The sequence below is a fragment of the uncultured Pseudoalteromonas sp. genome, assembly GCF_963922945.1.
In the GTDB taxonomy this organism is placed as follows: domain Bacteria; phylum Pseudomonadota; class Gammaproteobacteria; order Enterobacterales; family Alteromonadaceae; genus Pseudoalteromonas.
This window is the reverse complement of the sequence record NZ_CAWUKC010000024.1, coordinates 21,292-42,626: the sequence shown is the minus strand read 5'-3', so window position 1 is coordinate 42,626 and position 21,335 is coordinate 21,292. Positions and strand designations below refer to the sequence as shown.

The window sequence follows — 21,335 nt, the reverse complement described above, 5'->3', positions numbered from 1 at the left end:
GTATGTGACTTAGGCTAAAAAAGCACGACAACGCAGTCAAAGCGAACTACACGAAGCAGATGTTCATCTAAGTAGTTTAGCCTAAGACAAGGCATCCAACCCGACTTATCCCTATGAGCATACGGTTTGTATGTGATTAGGGTTAGAACTCTGTACCAAGCTATATCTGCAAGTGTAGAAGTGCTAGCAAGGCGGTAGAACTATTTATGCCAAGGAGCATACGGGTTTGTATGTGACTTAGGCTAAATAGTTTTACCAACGCAGCTAAAGCGAACTACACGAAGCAGAAGGTGATTACATTTGCTCCATAACTTCAATGCCAAGTAAATCCAATCCAGTTTTCAGCGTATCTGCCACTAAATTACATAGTACTAAACGGCTATCACGTACGTTTGGCTCTACACCCTCTTTTAGTACTGGGCAGGCTTCGTAGAATGTCATGTATAAGCTAGCTAATTCGTATAAGTAGCTACATAGTACATGTGGAGTGGCTTCATTGATCATTAAATCAAGGATTTCTTCAAGCTGAAGCAGTTTAAGCGCTAGCGCTTTTTCTTGCGGCTCTGTAATAGCTACTTCAGCATTTAGCGTAGCGGCATCTACACCAGATTTACGGAAAATACTACGCACGCGAGTATAAGCATATTGTAAGTAAGGTGCTGTCGCGCCTTCAAAGCTTAACATGGTGTCCCAGTTGAATATGTAATCGCTAGTACGGTGCTTAGAAAGATCAGCATATTTAACTGCGCCAATACCTACTTTACGCGCAATTTCGTTTCGCTCTTGCTCGGACAAATCAGATTCACGCTCTGCAAGTTTTGTTGCTGCGCGGCTGATTGACTCTTCCAGTAAATCAGCAAGTTTTACTGTACCACCTGTACGGGTTTTAAATGGTTTACCATCGGCGCCCATCATGGTGCCAAATGGGCAAAACTCGTAGCTTGTTTCATCACGTAAAAGGCCTGCTTTACGTGCAGTAAGCTCTACTTGGTTAAAATGAAGGCTCTGGCGCGCATCAACAAATATTAAAATACGCTCAGCGCCTAAGGTATTTGAGCGATAGTTACATGCGGCTAAATCGGTAGTTGCATATAAAAAGCCGCCGCCAGATTTTTGCACGATAAACGCCGATGGCTCGCCATCTTTATTGGCAAGTTCATCTAAAAACACTACCTGTGCGCCTTGCGACTCTACAGCTATGTTTTTATCTTTTAATAGGCTAATAATATCGTTAAGCTCACTGTTATAAGCACTTTCAGCCATAATATCATCTTGAGTAAGCGTTACGTTTAATCGTTTGTAAACTTCTTCAGAGTGCTTAACAGAGGTCGCTATAAATAACTTCCATAGTTTTTCACAATGCGCGTCGCCGCCTTGTAGTTTAACTACATAGTCACGGGCTTTATCGGCAAAGCCTTCTTCATCGTCAAAACGTTTTTTAGCATCGCGGTAAAAGGTTTCTAAATCAGCAAGCGCTACCGACTCTAAGTCTACGCCTTGGCTAATTTGATCTTCTAAATGCGCAATTAGCATACCAAACTGTGTGCCCCAATCGCCCATGTGGTTTTGACGAATCACTTTATCGCCTCTAAATTCAAGGGCACGTACAATAGCATCACCAATAATGGTTGAGCGTAAATGGCCAACGTGCATTTCTTTTGCAAGGTTAGGCGATGAGTAATCTACCACAACAGTTTGTGGGTTAGCGTGCTCGTTTACAGCCAGTTTTGCATCGCTGTTAGCGGCTTTTACACTGTGGGCTAAAAACTCAGGCTTTAAATGAATATTAATAAAACCTGGACCGGCAATCTCTTTTTTTTCAGCAATGTCGGTTACATCTAGGTTATCAATAATTTTTTGTGCAAGCTCGCGTGGGTTGCTTTTCATTTTTTTAGCGGCGCCCATTGCACCATTAATTTGATAGTCACCAAATTGTGGGCGTGTGCTTTGTGTAACCGCTGGGTTTGTATCTTCTGGTAGGCCTGCTGCAGTCATGGCTGCAATGGCTTTTTCTACTAAAATAGTACGAATGTTCATTATATTATTTACCTTTGTAAGCCCGCTGAGCAGGCTTTCAGTTAGCTTAAGTCTGTCGATTTTAGTTTTCGCGCGTGTGGCTAAAGGTTACATCAGGGTAACGCTCTACCGATAAATTAAGGTTTACACGGCTCGGCGCTATGTAAGTTAAATTATCACCACCATCCAGTGCTAAGTTGCTTTCGCACTTGCGTTTAAACTCTTCAAACTTTTTAACATCATCGCAGTGTACCCAACGGGCCGTATTTACGTTTACGCCTTCATAAATAGCATCTACGTTGTACTCTGCTTTTAAACGCGCTACAACCACGTCAAACTGAAGCACACCGACTGCGCCCACAATCAAATCATTATTAATAAGCGGTCTAAATACCTGAACTGCGCCCTCTTCAGATAGCTGTACTAAGCCCTTTAATAACTGCTTTTGTTTAAGCGGATCTTTTAATCGAATACGACGGAATAATTCGGGGGCAAAGTTAGGAATACCACTAAATTTTAGCTTTTCGCCTTGCGTAAAGGTATCACCAATCTGAATAGTACCATGGTTGTGTAAACCGATAATATCGCCCGCGAATGCATCTGCTGCACGTTCACGATCGCCGGCCATAAAGGTTACCGCATCAGAAATACTAATTTGCTTACCAATGCGCACATGGTTCATTTTCATGCCTTGGCTGTATTTACCCGACACAATACGCATAAAGGCAATGCGGTCACGGTGTTTAGGGTCCATGTTAGCCTGAATTTTAAACACAAAACCGGTAAAGTTTTCTTCGGTTGCAACAACTTGGCGATCTTCTGTTTCGCGCGGTAATGGCGTAGGTGCCCACTGTGTTAAACCGTCTAGTACATGGTCCACACCAAAGTTACCAAGCGCAGTACCAAAGTATACAGGCGATAGTTCACCTGCTAAAAACAGCTCAAGATCAAACTCATTTGAAGCGCCAATCACCAGCTCCAACTCATCACGTAGTTGCTCTGCTAGTTCTTCACCAATTTCTGTGTCAAGCTCAGGGTTATCAAGGCCTTTTACAGTACGAACTTCTTGAATGGTGTGACCTTGGCCTGTTTTGTATAAAACAGCTTCGTCGTTATGAATGTGATAAACACCTTTAAATTCTTTACCACAACCAATAGGCCATGTAACTGGAGCACATGCAATATTTAACTCGGTTTCTACTTCATCAAGTAGCTCCATTGGATCGCGAATATCACGGTCACACTTATTCATAAAGGTAACAATAGGCGTGGTTCGTAGGCGCGTAACTTCCATTAATTTACGGGTACGGTCTTCTACACCTTTTGCAGCATCAATAACCATTAAGCACGAATCAACCGCGGTCAAAGTGCGGTATGTATCTTCTGAGAAGTCTTCGTGTCCAGGGGTATCAAGTAAATTAACCAGCGCATTGTTATATGGAAACTGCATGACAGAGGTAGTAACTGATATACCACGCTCCTTTTCCATTTCCATCCAGTCAGACTTTGCATGCTGATTAGAGCCACGGCCTTTTACAGTACCGGCTTTTTGAATCGCCTGTCCGAATAAAAGTACTTTTTCGGTGATGGTGGTTTTACCAGCATCCGGGTGCGATATAATTGCAAAAGTCCTTCGCTTGCTAATTTCGTTGATAATATTCTGGTCTGCCATTAATAAGTTCTTTTAGTTTGATGCCAAGTTACATGCATAACATTAAGTGTATGCAAGGCAACCCGTTAAGTTGATCGTTATTAACTGGGCTTTGAGCAATTTAGTGTGAATAAATTGACAACAATTAACGCCATATAGCTAATTTTTTAATAGTGGCAATTGTAACAGGAGTCGGTATAAAAGTGTGCTATCTAACTTAAAAATATCTTGGCTTTGTCTAATCACTATTTTAGGGGGCCATCTAACTGTAATTTAATCGGTAGATACATTAAATTTTAACAATGATTTTTTCACTTAAAGCACAATTTATAGGGTAATTTTTTAAAACTTAACATATAAACTTAAAGTGCCAAGAATATAAAAGTCTCCTTAGCAATAACTTATTAACGGCCCATGTATTAAAACATTATATTTTTACTCTAAATTAACGCTAATCGACCTTAGCTTCTTGAGAATTAAACCTGTAACGCATATCATTGATAGATTGCACGGAGGATAAGTAGTTTGGTCATGAAAACCAGTAAGTTAAGCATTCGATTATTATGGTATATAACCCCTTTGGTGATATTACCTTTGCTATTTTTAGGTGGCTTTACCCTAACTAATGTAACCAATTCGACCCAAAAACAAGCCGATCTTATAATGAGTCGTTTTGTTGAGCAGCAACAACAAAAGGTTTTCAACTACATAGACTCGTTTCATTCAACTGCAAAACTATTATCAACCTCCCCTGTTTTAAACGATTTTTTATCGAACGACATTCATGCTGATGGCAGCTACACGCGCCGTTTAGGGGCGCTCATGGATGTTTTTGCCAGTTATAGCGAAGCCTACCCAGATATAATTAGTATCAATTTAGTGTCGGCCAGCGGTAAAAGTGACGCTTATTATTCAAATAATTTAACGACTGCACCACAGTCATACCCCTTTTTTAAGCAAGTATTGCAAAGCAATTTACGTCAGCAGCAATTTATGGTGCAAAACAGCGATGGCACCACCAATTTATTTTTTGTACAACGCGTGCAAAGTGTTGATTACTATTTAAAGCGGCCACAACAGCTCGGCTTTATAGTATTACAGGTTGAGCCATCTATATTGAACACCAGTATTTTAGAAGCGCCTTATAACAACACTCTTAATTTATTGCTTACAAACGATGGGCAAATTTTATTTAGCTCAGACTACAGCTTACGCGGGCAATACATTACCGAGCACGAGTTAGAGCAAGTGCATAACTTAGCCGATATAGGTATTCTTTCAACGATTGAGCTTTCGAGTATAGATAAAATTGAGAGAATGATATTTGCCGTGCAAATGAGTGGCGGTTATTACTTTGTATCAACTATTCCAAAAGGTGTACTTTATCAGTCAGGCAAGGCTATTAGCTTAATTACAGGCTTAATTGTTATTATCTCAGTGATCACTTTGCCGATTCTTATCTTTGTGGTTGTACGCAATTTATTGCTCAACCCTATTGAGCTTTTAGGGGCTGCCAGCCACCGTGTAGGGGATGGTGATTTATCGGTAAACTTGCCAGCTCATACCAATGATGAAGTCGGAGTATTGTTTAACGATTTTAATCACATGATCAATCAAATCAGGCACTACCAAGAGCAGCTTGAAGAGTACAAACACCATCTAGAGGACAAAGTAGAAAGCCGTACTAAAGCGCTTGAGGCAATGAACAGTCAGCTTGAACTTGCTATAGCTCAAGCAGAGCAAGCCAACCAGCTCAAAAGTCGCTTTTTAGCGAATATGAGTCACGAAATTCGCACCCCACTTACAGCCATTATGGGCTTTACCGAACAGTTACTAATTAACGACAAAGTAGTTAATGATAAACAGCATTTAAATACCATTTTACGAAACTCTAAACACTTATTAGAGCTTATAAATAATATTCTCGACTTATCAAAAATAGAAGCAGAAAAGCTCGCTGTAGAGCAAGCCCCCCTTAATGTAGTGCAACTGGTTCACGATATAGAGTCGATTATTGAACCGCTAGCGCACGAAAAGCAACTTGAATTTAGCATCCATTATGCACTGCCCCTACCGCGCACTATATACAGTGACATGACCCGCTTAAAACAAATTTTAATAAACATAGCCAGCAACGCCGTTAAATTTACAGAGCAAGGTAATGTCTCTATTTGTGTGCATTACTTACAAGATAAGCAGCAGCTTGAATTTGTTGTAAAAGACACCGGCATTGGTATGTCTGAGCATCAAATAGAGCGCATATTTAAACCTTTTGAACAAGCTGATGCCACCACTACACGCCGCTTTGGTGGCACAGGGTTAGGCTTATGTATCTCTAAAAACTTAGCGCAATTATTAGGTGGCGACGTTACGTTAAAAAGCGAGATTGGCAAAGGTAGCCGCTTTGCTATTACTGTAGATTGCCATGTTGATGAGCCTAAACAAACACTGGAGCTTCTAACAGATCGAGCGCAACTTGTTCCTGAGAAAGATCCATTGTTATCATTCGCTAGTTCAAGCTTTGATGCCAACATATTAGTGGCCGAAGATAACCCAGATAACCAGCTACTTATAAAACTGCTTTTACAAACCTGGGGCCTAGAGCCTGATATGGCTAATAATGGTGCACAAGCAGTAGAAATGGCATTAGTTAACGACTACCAGCTTATTATTATGGATATGCAAATGCCCGTTATGGGTGGCCTTGAAGCTACTAAAATGCTACGCCATGCAGCCTACGACGGCCCGATCATCGCGCTTACCGCCAATGTAATGAACCATGATATAGACACCTATATTGAGGCGGGTTGCGATAAAGCACTGGCAAAGCCAATCGATAAAGATGCGCTTGAAAACGTCTTGGTTAGTTACTTAAACCTTGAAAAAGATAATCAGAATAAGTGGGACAGCTTACTAAAAAGTGAAAAATTTCAACAGATTAACGATAACTATGTAGCTAACCTGCCAAGTTATCTGCAAAAGGTGAATAGCTTAAAAGCCAGTAACGATGCAGAAGCACTTCGAAGCGTAGCTCATAGCTTAAAAGGCAGTGCGGGATGCTTTAATTTTGACGATATTTACCACAGTGCCGCTTTATTAGAAGAGAACTTACTAAGTAACGACCAAACACAACGCCCTACTTTGATTGTTAATTTGATCAATGCACTAGAGCAAACGATTGCGAAAAGCAAAACAACAGCTTAACGCTTACAAAAACCCTAAGTTAAGCGCCATACCCATTAGTATGGCGTCCTCGTAACCATTTTTAGTCACATCATCGCTTGGGTAATAGTTTTTACGTACCGACATTTGCGTAAAGCCAGCATGTTCATAAAGCTTTATTGCGCGCACGTTAGATTCTCGTACTTCTAAAAACAGGTTTTCTGCATTTTGCTCCTCACCATAATTAATAAAGTGACAAAGCAACTGCTTAGCAATTCCTTTACCTTGCTCGCTAGGTGTAACGCAAATATCCATCAGGGTAAAATCAGGGCCTGCCTTTTCACCAATATAAAAGCCCACCAAATTGCTGCCATCAAACGCCGCTTGATTAAAATAACGACCGCCCATGCAAGAGCGCATTGTTTTTAAAGACCAAGGGTGAGAGTGGCATGCAGTTTCAATTGCCATTAATTGCGTAATTACGCTGTCATCTACGTGTTTAAAGTGTATCAAGGTGTGTGCTCATTAAAGCCCATAAAGCGCGCTTATCAGAAGCACTGAGCTGTGAGGTTGGTAGTGTAAGCTTATCGTCGGTTAACTGTAAGTCAGCCCCATTTAAAACATGATTAATTGCTATAGGCGCTGCACTTGACTTTATATCCGCGATTAACTGCTCATTTAAAATTAAAGGCTCAGCGTTTGAACTTGGCGAAGTGGGTGTACTTTCAGAACGATAATGCTGATTGAGTTCGAGGTTTTCTATACCAAAAATAGCTGCGTAACGTGGATGCATGACAACTCAGTAAAATTAACACTTGAACAATATAGGGAGTAATAAAAACGATGTAAAGAAGAAATGGCAGGGGCGGAGAGATTCGAACTCCCAACCGTCGGTTTTGGAGACCGCTGTTCTACCAATTGGAACTACGCCCCTGCAATGACGACGAATTATAGAGACCTTTTAGAAAAGGTAAAGTAAAATATTAACTTTTTAGTTTAACTGCTTTTTAATTAAACAAAACGCTGAATTAGCAAGCTAAAATTGCATTATGAAAGTCTCTTTACTCCCTCAAGCTCAGCTTAAATCTTGTGCTGTATATTATTTTTTAGGTATTAAGCCTGAGTGTAATATACAAATTTAAATTTTTAGCTATCTATTTTTTCAGCGAACACCTCGTAGCTCGTAAACATATAAACAAATCAATAACATTAGCAGCATTTATGATACAGTTTAGCGTATAGGGGATCCGCGCCTTACCACCTAATTGCATATTTCATCATGTATCTTACTTAGGCGGGTCATTCACAATGCAAATATGGAGGAGCTTTACTATCAGCAATTGCTGATCGTTCACGCCAATGTTTTATGAAGTTTAAATCAAAAAAATACAGTATCGATTCAACAGATTACCAAGTAGGACAAGATAACGTTAATAAATGGGGAATGGATATTCACACAAATGTGTTTTCTGTTTCTATTGGGTTATCTCTACTTTTTATAATTACCTTACTTGCCCTTTCGCCGAACGAAGCAAAAGAGGCTATTAATTCAATAAAGAACGCCGCGCTAGCTAATTTTGACTACGTATTTATGTGGGGCGCTAATATATTACTTTTATTCGCTATTGGTATTGCCGCTTCACCACTGGGTAAAATACGCCTTGGCGGCGACTCAGCAACAACAGATTACTCCACCTTATCGTGGGTATCTATGCTATTTGCTGCGGGTATGGGAATAGGCCTTATTTTTTGGGGGGTTGCTGAGCCCACCGCCTTTTTTACTGACTGGTTTGGCACACCTCTTAATGCAGAGCCCTTTAGCGAGCAGGGCCGCGAAATCGCTTTAGGTGCGACCGTATTTCATTGGGGACTGCACGCATGGGCAATCTACGGGATGACTGCTTTATGCTTGGCTTATTTTGTTTATAACAAAGGGTTGCCGCTATCAATGCGCTCTGTATTTTATCCACTTTTAGGAGACAAAGTATGGGGCAAATTAGGAGATTTTATCGATGTCATGGCTGTATTAGTAACCCTTTTTGGGCTTGCGACCTCGTTAGGCTTAGGTGGCGCACAAGCTGCAAGTGGTATTAGCCACGTACTCAGTTTCGAGAGCTCACTGCTATTACAACAGGGTATTATTTTATTAATTATGAGTTTGGCTATTCTTTCTATTGTGCGCGGTATGGATGGTGGTGTTAAGCTACTCAGTAACATTAATATGGGTATAGCTTTGGTATTTTTGAGCCTAGTATTTCTTTTAAACTTTACCACCGTACTTGACTCTGCCTACACAGCAATAGTGGGTTATGTTAAAAATATCCTTCCTCTAAGCTTCAGTACAGGGCGAGAAGATACGCAGTGGCTACACGGCTGGACAGTATTTTATTGGGCTTGGTGGGTTGCCTATGCCCCTTGTTTTGGCATGTTTGTTGCGCGTATTTCAAAAGGGCGTACCATACGCGAATTTTTAATATATGTCTTGCTCATTCCTACCCTTGTAACTACCGCGTGGATGTCGGTGTTTGGCGGGGTGGCTATTGATCAAGTTATAAATGAAATAGGAATGCTTGGTGCAAATCAAGGGATAACAGATGTAACGCTTAGCTTGTTTTATATGCTCGATGCCTATGCAATGGGTACTGTGCTTTCGCTTTTAGCTGTGGCATTAATTATTATATTTTTTGTTACCACTCTCGACTCTGGCTCTATTGTAATAGACAGCCTCACCTCTGGCGGAAAACTAGAAGTGCCAATAAAGCAAAAACTAGTATGGGCTGTTATTGCCAGTATTATTGCTATGTTAATGCTGTGGATCGGGGGTACAGATTCAATTCAAGCATTGCAATACATTACGATAATTGCCGCCCTACCCTTTACTATTGTTTTAATTTTAGGCTGTATTAGCCTAATTAAAGGGCTACTTACAGAGACCGAGCAGCCTACACCAATTCCTGCAAAATAAACTCACTGAGCTCACTTCACTTAATTAGTTTAGTGGGCTAGCGCTAACGTTTTTTAGGCATAAAAAAAGTCCGTGTAAGCGGACTTTTTATTACTTAGATAACAAAACTCTGTTAGCTACCTAAAAGGTATTGACCATTAGTAAGAACAGGTGTTATTCCCACTCAATAGTGGCCGGTGGTTTACCAGAAATATCGTAAACAACACGCGAGATACCGTCAATTTCGTTAATAATACGGTTAGAAACCACACCTAAAAACTCATACGGTAAGTGTGACCAGCGCGCCGTCATAAAGTCGATAGTTTCAACACAACGCAGTGATACAACCCAATCATACTTACGTGCATCGCCCATAACCCCTACCGACTTAACAGGTAAGAATACAGTAAACGCTTGGCTTACTTTATGATAAAGCTCAGCTTTGTGTAGCTCCTCAATAAAGATAGCATCAGCACGGCGTAGTAAATCACAATACTCTTTTTTAATTTCACCCAGTACACGTACGCCTAAACCAGGCCCTGGGAATGGGTGGCGGTAGAGCATGTCGTACGGTAAACCAAGCTCTAAGCCAATTTTACGTACTTCATCTTTAAATAATTCACGTAATGGCTCAACTAAACCCATTTTCATGTCATCAGGTAATCCGCCCACGTTGTGGTGAGATTTAATTACATGTGCTTTACCTGTCGCTGAAGCGGCTGATTCTATTACGTCTGGGTAAATAGTACCTTGGCCTAACCACTTCGCATTTTTAAGCTTTTTAGCTTGCTCATCAAATACTTTAATAAACGTATGGCCAATGGCTTTACGCTTTTCTTCCGGATCTGATTTGCCTGCAAGATCAGCTAAGAATTGATCCTCAGCGTCTACTTTCACAATGTTTAAGCCAAATTTATTGCCAAACATGTCCATAACTTGCTGGCCTTCGTTCAAACGAAGTAAGCCATTATCAACAAATACACAGGTTAGCTTATCACCAATGGCACGGTGAATCAGCATTGCTACAACAGATGAGTCAACACCACCCGATAGACCTAAAATAACTTCTTCATTGCCAACCGTTTCTTTAATACGCTCAATGGCATCATCAATAATCTTGGCAGGTGTCCATAGCTTTTCACAGCCACATATATCAATAGCAAAACGCTCTAATAAACGTTGTCCTTGATGAGTGTGCGTTACTTCTGGGTGAAACTGTACGCCATAAAAACGCTTTTCTTCATTAGACATCGCAGCGTGCGGGCATGTTGGAGTTTTTGCTGTGGTGTTAAAGCTTGCTGGCACTTCCATTACTTTGTCGCCGTGGCTCATCCACACGTCTAAAACACCGTTGCCACCATCGGTAATATGATCTTCAATAGCATCGAATAATGCACAGCTGCCCACTTTTTCTACTTGTGCATAGCCAAACTCTTTTTTATCTGAGCTGTGTACGCTACCACCAAGTTGAGCCGCCATGGTTTGCATGCCGTAACAAATACCTAGTACTGGCACGCCAGCGTTGAACACGTATTCAGGTGCACGCGGGCTGTTCTCTAATGTGGTTGACTCTGGGCCACCAGATAAAATAATACCTTGCGGATTAAATTCGCGAATTTGCTCTTCGGTTACATCCCATGCCCACAGCTCACAGTAAACGCCAATTTCGCGAATGCGACGCGCGATTAATTGAGTGTATTGCGAACCAAAGTCTAAAATTAGAATTCGTGAATCGTGAATATCTTTGCTCATGAAGGATCTCGTAAAGTAGATGCTAGACTCCACTAATTTGCTTAGTGGCTATTAAAGAGGGCTGGTAAATCCAGCCCCGTAATTTAAACGTGTTGTTTAACCTAAGCGGTAGTTAGGCGCTTCTTTGGTAATTTGCACATCGTGAACGTGCGACTCACCCATACCTGCAGATGTAACGCGTACAAACTGAGGTTTTGTATTAAGCTCTTCTATCGTTGCACAACCCGTTAAACCCATTGCGCTTCGAAGGCCACCCACTTGCTGATGAATAATCGTTGCAATTGGGCCTTTATAAGCAACGCGACCTTCAATACCTTCAGGTACTAATTTGTCAGCTTGGTTAGATTTTTGGAAGTAACGGTCTGATGAACCTTCTTTTTGATCCATCGCACCTAAACTACCCATACCACGGTAAGATTTGTAGTAACGGCCTTGATAAAGTTCAACTTCACCTGGTGCTTCTTCAGTACCTGCAAGCATTGAACCCACCATTACACACGATGCACCAGCAACTAATGCTTTAACAATGTCACCAGAAAAACGAATACCGCCATCGGCAATAACTGGAATATCACGACCTTGTAAACCATCTACCGCGTCAGAAATAGCGGTAATTTGAGGCACACCACAACCTGTAACGATACGCGTAGTACAAATTGAGCCTGGGCCAATACCTACTTTAACCGCATCAACACCAGCATCTGCAAGTGCAATTGCGCCTTCAGCTGTGGCAACGTTACCAGCAATAATTTGTAAATCAGGGTAAGTTTCACGAGTTTGTGAAACACGGTCGATTACACCTTGTGAGTGACCGTGTGACGTATCGATGAGTAAAACATCCACACCCGCCTCGACTAATGCAGCAATTCGCTCATCAGTACCTGCGCCTACACCTACAGCAGCACCTACACGTAAACGTCCTAGCTCGTCTTTACATGCGTTAGGTTTATCCTGCGCTTTTTGATAATCTTTTACTGTGATCATGCCTTTGAGTTTAAACGCATCATCTACCACTAGGATTTTTTCAATGCGGTGTTCGTGCATTAAACCTAAAATTTCTTCGCGCGACGCACCCTCTTTAACCGTTACCAGTTTGTCTTTTTTAGTCATTACACTAGAAACAGGCTGTTCAAGCTTAGTTTCAAAGCGCATATCACGACCAGTTACAATACCTAGTAGGTTATTTTCGTCGTCAGTAACCGGGAAACCCGAGAACCCCTTTTCTTGCGAAAGAAGCGTCGCATCTGCAATAGTTAAATCAGCAGAAACAGTAACAGGAAATGATACTATACCGGCTTCATAAGTTTTAACTTTACGTACGTTTCTTGCTTGTTCTTCAATGGTCATGTTTTTGTGGATAAAACCAAGACCACCTTCCTGTGCGAGGGCAATAGCTAAACGAGCTTCTGTTACAGTATCCATAGATGCTGAAATAAGCGGCAAGTTAAGTTTGATACCACGCGTTAAGCGAGTTGAAATATTTGCCGTGTGTGGCAAAACAGTAGAATGACCAGGTACTAAAAGTACGTCATCAAAGGTAAGAGCTTCTTTAGCGATTCTAAGCATTTTGGCAACTTCTCACATGTGGATCTAAGATAAGGAATTGCGGCCAAATTTTAACAGCGTTACGGGCATTCGTAAATAATATTTCGCAAATATTTATGATAAACTTACCTTATCACTTGCCTTATAAATAATTTTTGGTTGTTTTTATGTTTTCGAAGCCTTCGCAAACGGTTTATACCGTATCGCGCCTTAATAGAGAGATCCGTACAGTTCTTGAGCAGGGCTTTGCATCATTAGTTTTAACAGGTGAAATTTCTAACTTTATTACCCCTGCTTCTGGGCATTGGTACTTTTCGTTAAAAGATGACAAAGCACAAATAAAAGCGGCCATGTGGCGTGGCAATAACCGCTCTCAAAGTTACCGCCCTGAAAACGGCGCACAAGTAACAGTAAGGGCACGTGTATCACTTTACGAACCACGTGGTGATTACCAACTTATTGTTGAACATATGGAGCCTGCCGGTGAAGGGCAACTTAAACAAGAGTTTGATGCATTAAAAATGCGCTTAGCCGCAGAGGGGCTGTTTAGTTCGGCCTATAAAAAACCACTGCCGCAAAATATAAACCGTGTAGGCGTAATAACCTCAGCAACGGGCGCTGCTATAAAAGATATATTAACCGTACTAAAACGACGCGCACCGCAATTAGAAGTCATTATTTATCCAGCCATGGTGCAAGGCAAAGAAGCCCATGTGCACTTAATTAACCAAATACAATTAGCTAATGCACGCAATGAGGTCGACGTACTTATTTTAGGGCGAGGTGGTGGCTCGTTGGAGGATCTGTGGTGCTTTAACCATGAGCAACTTGCCCGCACAATTTACCAAAGTATGTTACCCATCGTAAGCGCGGTAGGTCATGAAATAGATACCACCATTAGCGATTACGTAGCCGATGTTCGCGCAGCGACTCCCTCAGCAGCTGCTGAGCTTGTAAGCCCTAATACACAAGAGCTACATAACCAAGTGGTTGCACTGGTTAATCGTTTAAATAACGCTTTTAAACACGATATTGCCGATAAGCGCGCACTGGCTACACAACTTCAGCACCGCCTTAACTTGTGCCACCCGCGCAATCAGCTCAACCAAAAAGCACAGCGCTTAGATGAATTAACAATTGCTCTGCAACAGGGTATGCGCAACCGTCTTTATCTACAAGAGCGTGCGCTTAACAATTTAATACCACGCTTAATGCGCCAATCACCCGATAAAAAGCTCACACAAGCTAGCCATCAACTCAAGCAGCTGCAAACTCGACTTGAGCAAGCAATTCAACATAAACTACAAAATGCGCAAAATAGCCTAGCACTGCAAGCAAGCAGGCTCGATTCAGTGAGTCCGCTTAGTGTTTTAGCGCGGGGTTACAGCATAACCAAAACACCACAAGGAAAAGTGGTTAAATCGGTAGAGCAAATAAAAACGGGCGATGTATTAATAACCGAGCTAAGTGATGGCGCTGTAAAGTCAACCGCATTGTAAAGGTTTAACTAAAGCTCTGTTGTCATTAATATGGTTAACTCACTGTCATTCGAGGTGGAGGCCGTTCTTTTGAACTGTCGCCAAAACGATTGCTGCATTAATTTATCATTTAGCTCTCGCCAATGAGTATGATCAAACCCCTCGTCATCTGTAGGTGCAGCGAGTTCAAATTTACACACTGTGCTTTTACACTCTGCGCTAACAATATCAGGCATAGCGGTTAGATCTGCAGTAAGTAAAAAGTCTTGCAGTGCTATTTCAGTTTGATAAGCCCATTCTTCATTGCGTACTTGCTCATCAAATTGCGTTTGTAGAACAGCTTGGGCATCAGACGGATTCCGCTGCTTTGCCGCGCTTTTAATTTGTGCTTTTTGCGCTACTAGTTGCTGTTTGAGCTGCGACACTTGCTCTTCTAAAGGAAGCTCATCTAGCGGTTGTAGTTCTGGTTTAGGGGGATTATCTTTTTGCTCTATACGAGCGCTTTGCTCAGGAGCTGTTGGTATAACACGCTTTGCAGTTGCTTCACTGCTTTTAGGCAGCTGAGCAAAAGTTGTCTGCTTTTTATCAGCATCTTGTAACTTTGCAGAGGTTGCGCCACTTGGAGCTAAGTTAAAGTAGCTCCACGTTAAACCAACACCCGCAATAAACCCTATGACTAATGTTAATAAGCTGTTTTTATTCATTTTAATTCCTTTTATAATTACTTTTACTTATGCCTTCGTTACAGCATGGCGCTGGTATGGGATTCGTTTTCAGGTTCTGGCGTGGCCAAAAAGTTTTGATTCATACTTTGTGCCGGACAAGGACAATCCGGTCTACCAATAATTTTAGCCGGTACGCCCACAGCGGTAGTATGCGGCGGCACTGCGGTTAAAACAACGGATCCTGCGCCAATACGTGCCCCCTCGCCCACTTCAATATTACCCAGCACTTTAGCACCGGCACCAATAAGCACACCCGCTCTAATTTTAGGATGACGGTCTCCTTGCTCGTTACCAGTACCACCAAGCGTAACAGATTGCAGTATTGATACGTTATCTTCGATTACCGCCGTTTCACCAATTACGATCCCCGTTGCGTGGTCAAACATAATACCTTGCCCTACTTTACACGCGGGGTGAATATCAACGCCAAATACCTCAGATGTACGACTTTGAATAAAGCGTGCAAGCTCTTTACGGTTTTGTTGCCACAAGCAGTTAGCCAAACGATGCGCTTGAATAGCATGAAAGCCTTTTAAATTTAAAATAACGGTAAGATAAGTTTCGGCCGCGGGATCCCTGTCTTTAACAGCTTTAATATCGTGGGCTACATGAGTAAGCATACGATCGCACCTTACAAATGCTTGATCAAACAGCTCACGAATTGTAAATGCCGATACCACAGCATCTGCCAGTTTATTAGCAACAATAAAGCTTAACGCCGAACCTAAACACTCATGATTCAAGATGCACGAGTATACGTGACTTGCTAAAAGAGGTTCGCGAGTTACAACTTCATTAGCTTCACTACGAAGCTGTTGCCAAATTTCATGACGCATAATACTGCCTTACATTAATATAAAAAGAGCCTTTGCTAAGTTTAACGGATTTAACAGCTTAAGTGTTAATCCCTTAACTATTTGTTCTGGTTATTAGTTATAACATGTTTCAAAAGGCTTTATATATGTTTATAAAATAGTCAATTATTAGAGGAATTTGTTTAAAGTTATACAAAATTTAAATCACTCACGCACAGCTGGTTTTTACCTTGATTTTTGGCTTTATAGAGCAAATCGTCAGCTTCCTTTAGCAACTCCTCGCTAGTGAAGCTATCACATGGAACTACTGTGGTCGCGCCCATACTTACAGTAAGTTTTTTATTAGGTAAGGAATGTTTATTTTCAATATTTAATGCTAAAAACGCTTTTTGTAGTGAGTATAAAATATTACAAGCTTGGTCTGAATTTGTATTACCGTACACTAATACAAACTCTTCACCACCAAAACGCGCACATAAATCACTCGGTCGTTTAGCAAAATCTTTCAGTAAGTTAGCAACCTTTTTTAAACAAGTATCACCTTGCTGATGCCCATAAGTGTCGTTAAGTAATTTGAAGTCATCAAGGTCTATAATCACAAGCGAAAGCGGCATATTTAAACGTTTACAGCGGTTCCATTCTTTTATTAAAAACTCATCAAAATAACCTCTATTTGCAATATTAGTTAAGCCATCTATTCCTAACTGTTTTTGTACTAATTCCTCTGCAAGTTTTCTCTCTGTAATGTTTTGATGGCTAATAGCGTAATACCCATTTTCTATATGGTTAAACGATACTACGCGCATCATAAACCAGCGCTTTTCATCTTCACTATGGCACGGGTATTCTAAATAAAAATCGTCACGGGTACCGGAAATTACTGAGGTAATACCGTTTAATGCCTTTAAGCCAAATTCATCGCCTTTTTTTGCTGCTTTTTCGCATTCGGTTAAGTAATTTTGCTGCTCCCATACTTCGCAACAGGCGCAATCATTTTGCTCACCAAAGTTTTGCCAACTCCTATTTATGTAAACTATGTCACCCACAGAGTTAATAACCACTACTTGGTCGGGCATGGTATCGAGTACCAACTTAAAAAACGCTTTATCGTTAATCACGAGCTTTCCATTTTAGCTTTGTTGTTAACTAGTATAATCAATAACAATTTTTTAACACAATATTGTTACTTTGCATCACGCTAATTGCTTAATTTATTAATGTGAAGTAATACACCGTATGACAGTTAAGTGATCTATAAAAATTCATAAAATTTACTTTTATATTAATAATCAAGTACTAATGAAGCATGACACAACTACTGTCATATGCCAAACTAGCTACTGACATACTATTGACGGCGTAAAAATAAAAACAAACGCTAAATTAGCATCATCAACTCAACAAGGATAACGATGATGAAAAACGATATATTAAATACAAAACGACTTGGTTATAAATTTTACTTTCAGGATGGCGACAACCAAATTGCCTGTTTTGGTAGTTACTTTACTGGTAAAGAAGAAGTGTACATAAATGATGATTTATTCAGTAAAAAGCGCACTATTAATTGTGCAAGCACACACTCTTTTGATTTTGAGGGTTCAAAGTACCAAGTAAAATTTGACATGCTTAATATACTTACAGGGCGTCTGGAGTGTACTCTTTATAAAAATAGCAGTTTGATAGCCAAACAAGTTCAAAGTAGTCTTTCGGACGACCCTAAAAAGGCAGCATTTTTTCTTGCCGGCTGTATATTAGGTGGGGCGGTGTTTGGCTATACAACGGCAACAATTGTTGAACTATTTGTAGGGAAGTTTTAACGTGCAATTAAATCCTACAACAGTTAAATCGCTTAGAAGTAAGTTAGATTGGACGCAGCAACAGCTCGCAGATGCCTGCGATGTAAGTTTGCGGACCATTCAACGGGTAGAAAAAGAAGGCGCCGCTTCTAAAGAAACCACTATGGCGCTTTGCGCGGTACTTGAAGTACGCCAAGGCGAGCTGATTAAACTTGATGAGCCTATAAACGATGATGTTAAAAGTACTCCAACTAAAAGCTTTTTAGCGGGCGTTGTTATTAGCTCCTTAATAAGCTTTGCTCTTGGGGCTGGCTCAGTGCTTTTAGCGACTAACTAATACCTTACGCTAATTAAATAAAAATGCCCCAGCGCTATAAGCACTGGGGCATTTTTTATATATTGAATAAAGCGCTTAAATTACTGAAACACTTTTTCAACGGCCATGACTTCAATATTTTTAGCTGGGATTGCTAATTTGTAATCGGCAATCACTTTATCCTCAGCAACAAGTTCTGCTGGTTTTTGTGTGTTGTAAACCATTGGCGAGGTTTGCTCTGACACTAAACGCTTTTTCATGTCTTCGCCGTCACCGGTAATAAACACATACTGCACGTTATCTGTTTGCAGGTTATCTTTAATCACGCGATTAACATCAGCAAGCGTTAGCTTTTCAAGTTTACTTGTCACGTATTTTACAAACGAATCCGTGTTATAAAATTCGCTATCAAGTGCATAGCCTAACTGGCGGTTTTGACTTGCGACAAGCTGAGGTACGTAGTTAATTAAAAAGTTACGTGTTGCTTCAAAGTCTTTTTCGGTTAAGCCATTTTTAATAAGCTTATCCAGCTCATACAATGCGGTACGTGTTGCAAAGTGTGCATCATTATTAGAGCGCAGTGGTCGTAACCAAATTTGGAATATTTGCTCAGAGCGCCCTAAGTTTGCATCAGGCTTAGTTTGAAACATGCCACGTGGGAAATATTCAATGTAGGCGTAATCACCGTAGTTCATACCGCGTGTTTGACGAATTCGCTCATACAGGTATGAATTAGAGCTACGGTGCTCACCAAAGTACGAACGCACCAGCCAAAGGGCTGTCCAATCTTCACTACTACGAATAGTATCAATTGGGAAACCAAACGATACCGCAGTTGATTGCGCCGATTTTTCTACAATTGTTGCATGGTGGCCTTTAAGCTCTGGCGCATCAGGAATAGTTAAACGACTTTGCTCGCCTTTGGGTAAGGTTGCTAAATCGCTCATCATTTCGGCTTTAAGCGCGTTAGGCACAGCGCCAATTAAACCCAGTGTTAGTTTAGATTGGGTAAGCTCTGTGTTGTAAAATGCTTTTACATCATCAAGCGTTAGTGCTTCTAAATCAGAAATATCACCATAGTTATAGCTTTCGTATGGGTGGCCTTTGTAAAGTGCGCTGTATAGCACTTCTTTACCTAGCTCTTCATCGTTAGAGGCTTTTAAGCCCGACTTAATACCGTCGATCATTTCTTTTTTAAGGCGTTTAAAGTCATCGTCTCTAAAGCCTGGGTTAAGTAACTGATCGCTTACAAGCGCATACCATGCAGCTGCGTTATCTTTATGAATACGCCCTTGGAATGACAGCATTTCTTTATCTATTTGATAACCAAAGCTGCCAGCAAGCGGATAAAGCGCTTTTTGTATATCTTTGTAACTCGTACTTTGCGAGCCACCTTGAGAAAGCATAGCGGCGGTAAGCGCAGCAACCCCTTTTTTACCTTGCGGGTCTGCAGCAGCCCCGGTATTGAATAAAAAGTTTACGTCAATCAGTGGCGAGCTATTGGTTTTATCAAGCACTTTAAATACGGGCGCTTCAGGCGCTTTATCAAGCTTTGCAACTAACGCGTTTAAGCTTGCTTCTTGTTCAAACCCTGGCGCTTTATCAAGTGCCGACATAGTTACGGTTGTACGCGCATTATCTACAAAATATTTATTAGCCACAGCTTTAATGTCTTGTGCTGTAATGTTGTCGGCCGATTTATAAAGCTGGTTAATTACCTCAGGATCGCGCTCAAAATGCATGTAACTTGCAAGTGTTGACGCAATCGCTTGTGATGAGTCTAAGCCGTTAATAAAGCTGTATTTAAGATTAGACTTTAAATCACTTAGTTTTTGCTCATCAACAAGTTCGGTACGTGCTTTTGCATAAGTGCGGTTGATAGCATCACGTGCTTTTGCTAAATCATCTTCGTTTTCTACTTTTACAAATACATGCAATAAACCAGGATCTTTTGTCTCTGGATTGTAGGTAAACATTTGGCTAGCAATTTGTTTATCAACAACCAATTCTTGGTATAAGTCTGAGTTGTTTGAAAAATAAAGCTGCGAGATCAAATCCAGCGCGGCTCTATCTTTTTTCGCAGGCTCCCAGGCCGCACCTTTGTAAGATACAAGCAACCAATGGCCAGGCAAACCTTCGTTTTTCTCATGTACATATTTAGGCGCTTGTTGTGCAGGCTCGGCTTTTATATCGGCAACGTAATCACCTTTTTTCCAGCCACCCCAATGTTTTTTCACCATCGCCATCGTGGCTTTAGGGTCTACATCACCGACAATTACGAGTGATACATATTCAGGCTTATAAAACTTATCAAAAAATTCTTTACCGTACGCCATTTGATCAGGCATGGCTTCAATATCTTCAAAAAAGCCCATGGTGGTATGTTTATAAGTGTGCGTGTCAAACGCCTCTTCGCGAACTGCGCTCAATAACTTACGAATTGGGCTGGCGTTATTTTTTAAATACTCCCCTTTAACCGTAAGCGCTTCGGTTCTAAATTGCTCTTCGGTGTAGGTTAAGTTTTGAAAAATATCGGCTTCAATTTCAAGTACTTTATCAAGGTGCTGCTTTGAAAAGTTTAAATGGTAGTTTGTGTAATCGTTAGTAGTGTAAGCACGGTTATCTACCCCTGCATTTTTAAATATGGCAGTGTATTCGTCTTGCGGAAACTTTTCAGAGCCTTTAAACATTATATGTTCAAAAAAGTGCGCAAAGCCGGTTTTACCCGCTTCAACCTCATTACGTGAGCCAACCGATACCGGAATTTGCAGCGAGACTACATCGGGGTAATCGGTTTTAACCACCATTACACGTAAGCCGTTATCTAGTTCTTCGATTAGGTACTCTTGCGAAAATACACGTTCGTCTGCGGCTGTTGTTTGCTGTTGTTGTGCCGCCTGGGTGTTTTCGCTTTGCTGTGCCACACAGCCTGTTAGTGCCAGCGATACCGCCAAGCTTGTTGCTAATAGTTTAAATTTCATTGTTGTCCCTTTTTAAATTGAACAAATTTATTATTAAATTTAATGCTAATTCATCGTTGATTATGCCTTAAAGCGAGTGATTGTAAGAGCTTTACGGCATTTTTAATGTAAACAACTGTGTCAATTACCTAATTTATGAACATTTAAGTAT

Annotated in this window: 15 protein-coding genes and 1 tRNA gene; 5 read left to right on the top strand and 11 right to left on the bottom strand. The window is 40.9% G+C overall.

What is annotated here, in order from left to right; genetic code table 11:
• Positions 1-294: 294 nt before the first annotated feature.
• Together argS and prfC are read right to left on the bottom strand one after the other, a co-directional pair.
• Positions 295-2,037, bottom strand: a complete 1,743-nt coding sequence (argS, locus tag AABI99_RS07510; RefSeq protein ID WP_338365027.1) for an arginine--tRNA ligase — start codon at positions 2,035-2,037, stop codon at positions 295-297.
• Positions 2,038-2,098: 61 nt separating this feature from the next.
• Positions 2,099-3,688, bottom strand: coding sequence for a peptide chain release factor 3 (gene prfC, locus AABI99_RS07505; protein ID WP_338365024.1), 1,590 nt, complete (start codon positions 3,686-3,688; stop codon positions 2,099-2,101).
• A 510-nt stretch (positions 3,689-4,198) separates the two neighbouring features.
• On the opposite strand from prfC, the gene AABI99_RS07500 reads away from it, so the two are divergent.
• The gene (locus tag AABI99_RS07500; RefSeq protein ID WP_338365022.1) at positions 4,199-6,871 is read left to right on the top strand and encodes an ATP-binding protein; all 2,673 of its coding nucleotides are present in this window, start codon (positions 4,199-4,201) and stop codon (positions 6,869-6,871) included.
• 3 nt (positions 6,872-6,874) lie between these two features.
• Here the strand turns inward: AABI99_RS07500 and rimI are convergent, their stop codons facing one another.
• The 3 genes from rimI to AABI99_RS07485 all read right to left on the bottom strand — a co-directional run bounded on the left by rimI (position 6,875) and on the right by AABI99_RS07485 (position 7,763).
• Complete coding sequence (rimI, locus tag AABI99_RS07495; protein WP_338365020.1) at positions 6,875-7,342, bottom strand: ribosomal protein S18-alanine N-acetyltransferase; 468 nt, start codon at positions 7,340-7,342, stop codon at positions 6,875-6,877.
• On the bottom strand, positions 7,329-7,622 hold the full coding sequence (locus tag AABI99_RS07490) for a hypothetical protein (protein WP_338365018.1): 294 nt from the start codon (positions 7,620-7,622) through the stop codon (positions 7,329-7,331). The genes rimI and AABI99_RS07490 overlap by 14 nt, the downstream gene beginning before the upstream one ends.
• A 64-nt stretch (positions 7,623-7,686) precedes the next feature.
• A tRNA-Trp gene (locus AABI99_RS07485) sits at positions 7,687-7,763 on the bottom strand.
• A gap of 432 nt (positions 7,764-8,195) precedes the next feature.
• Here AABI99_RS07485 and AABI99_RS07480 point away from each other — a divergent pair.
• Positions 8,196-9,794: a BCCT family transporter gene (locus tag AABI99_RS07480; protein WP_338365016.1), complete on the top strand. Its 1,599-nt coding sequence runs from the start codon at positions 8,196-8,198 to the stop codon at positions 9,792-9,794.
• Between the two features lie 153 nt (positions 9,795-9,947).
• On the opposite strand, the gene guaA is transcribed toward AABI99_RS07480, so the two are convergent.
• Both guaA and guaB read right to left on the bottom strand, forming a co-directional pair.
• Positions 9,948-11,525, bottom strand: coding sequence for a glutamine-hydrolyzing GMP synthase (gene guaA, locus AABI99_RS07475; RefSeq protein ID WP_338365013.1), 1,578 nt, complete (start codon positions 11,523-11,525; stop codon positions 9,948-9,950).
• A 96-nt stretch (positions 11,526-11,621) separates the two neighbouring features.
• Complete coding sequence (gene guaB / locus AABI99_RS07470) at positions 11,622-13,091, bottom strand: IMP dehydrogenase (protein WP_338365011.1); 1,470 nt, start codon at positions 13,089-13,091, stop codon at positions 11,622-11,624.
• 146 nt (positions 13,092-13,237) lie between these two features.
• Here guaB and xseA point away from each other — a divergent pair, with 146 nt between their 5' ends.
• Positions 13,238-14,569: an exodeoxyribonuclease VII large subunit gene (gene xseA, locus AABI99_RS07465; RefSeq protein WP_338365009.1), complete on the top strand. Its 1,332-nt coding sequence runs from the start codon at positions 13,238-13,240 to the stop codon at positions 14,567-14,569.
• An 8-nt stretch (positions 14,570-14,577) separates the two neighbouring features.
• On the opposite strand, the gene AABI99_RS07460 is transcribed toward xseA, so the two are convergent.
• The 3 genes from AABI99_RS07460 to AABI99_RS07450 all read right to left on the bottom strand — a co-directional run bounded on the left by AABI99_RS07460 (position 14,578) and on the right by AABI99_RS07450 (position 17,206).
• Positions 14,578-15,252 (bottom strand): hypothetical protein, encoded by a 675-nt coding sequence (locus AABI99_RS07460; protein WP_338365008.1) that lies wholly within the window; start codon positions 15,250-15,252, stop codon positions 14,578-14,580.
• Positions 15,253-15,290: 38 nt separating this feature from the next.
• Positions 15,291-16,109, bottom strand: coding sequence for a serine O-acetyltransferase (gene cysE, locus AABI99_RS07455; RefSeq protein WP_338365007.1), 819 nt, complete (start codon positions 16,107-16,109; stop codon positions 15,291-15,293).
• A 167-nt stretch (positions 16,110-16,276) separates the two neighbouring features.
• On the bottom strand, positions 16,277-17,206 hold the full coding sequence (locus AABI99_RS07450) for a sensor domain-containing diguanylate cyclase (RefSeq protein ID WP_338365006.1): 930 nt from the start codon (positions 17,204-17,206) through the stop codon (positions 16,277-16,279).
• Between the two features lie 294 nt (positions 17,207-17,500).
• On the opposite strand from AABI99_RS07450, the gene AABI99_RS07445 reads away from it, so the two are divergent.
• Both AABI99_RS07445 and AABI99_RS07440 read left to right on the top strand, forming a co-directional pair.
• Positions 17,501-17,908 carry a hypothetical protein gene (locus AABI99_RS07445; RefSeq protein WP_338365005.1) on the top strand — a complete coding sequence of 136 codons (408 nt, stop codon included), beginning with the start codon at positions 17,501-17,503 and terminating at the stop codon, positions 17,906-17,908.
• 1 nt (position 17,909) lies between these two features.
• On the top strand, positions 17,910-18,224 hold the full coding sequence (locus tag AABI99_RS07440) for a helix-turn-helix transcriptional regulator (RefSeq protein ID WP_338365003.1): 315 nt from the start codon (positions 17,910-17,912) through the stop codon (positions 18,222-18,224).
• Between the two features lie 80 nt (positions 18,225-18,304).
• Here AABI99_RS07440 and AABI99_RS07435 read toward each other — a convergent pair whose 3' ends face one another.
• Complete coding sequence (locus AABI99_RS07435) at positions 18,305-21,184, bottom strand: pitrilysin family protein (RefSeq protein WP_338365002.1); 2,880 nt, start codon at positions 21,182-21,184, stop codon at positions 18,305-18,307.
• Between the last annotated feature and the right edge of the window lie 151 nt (positions 21,185-21,335).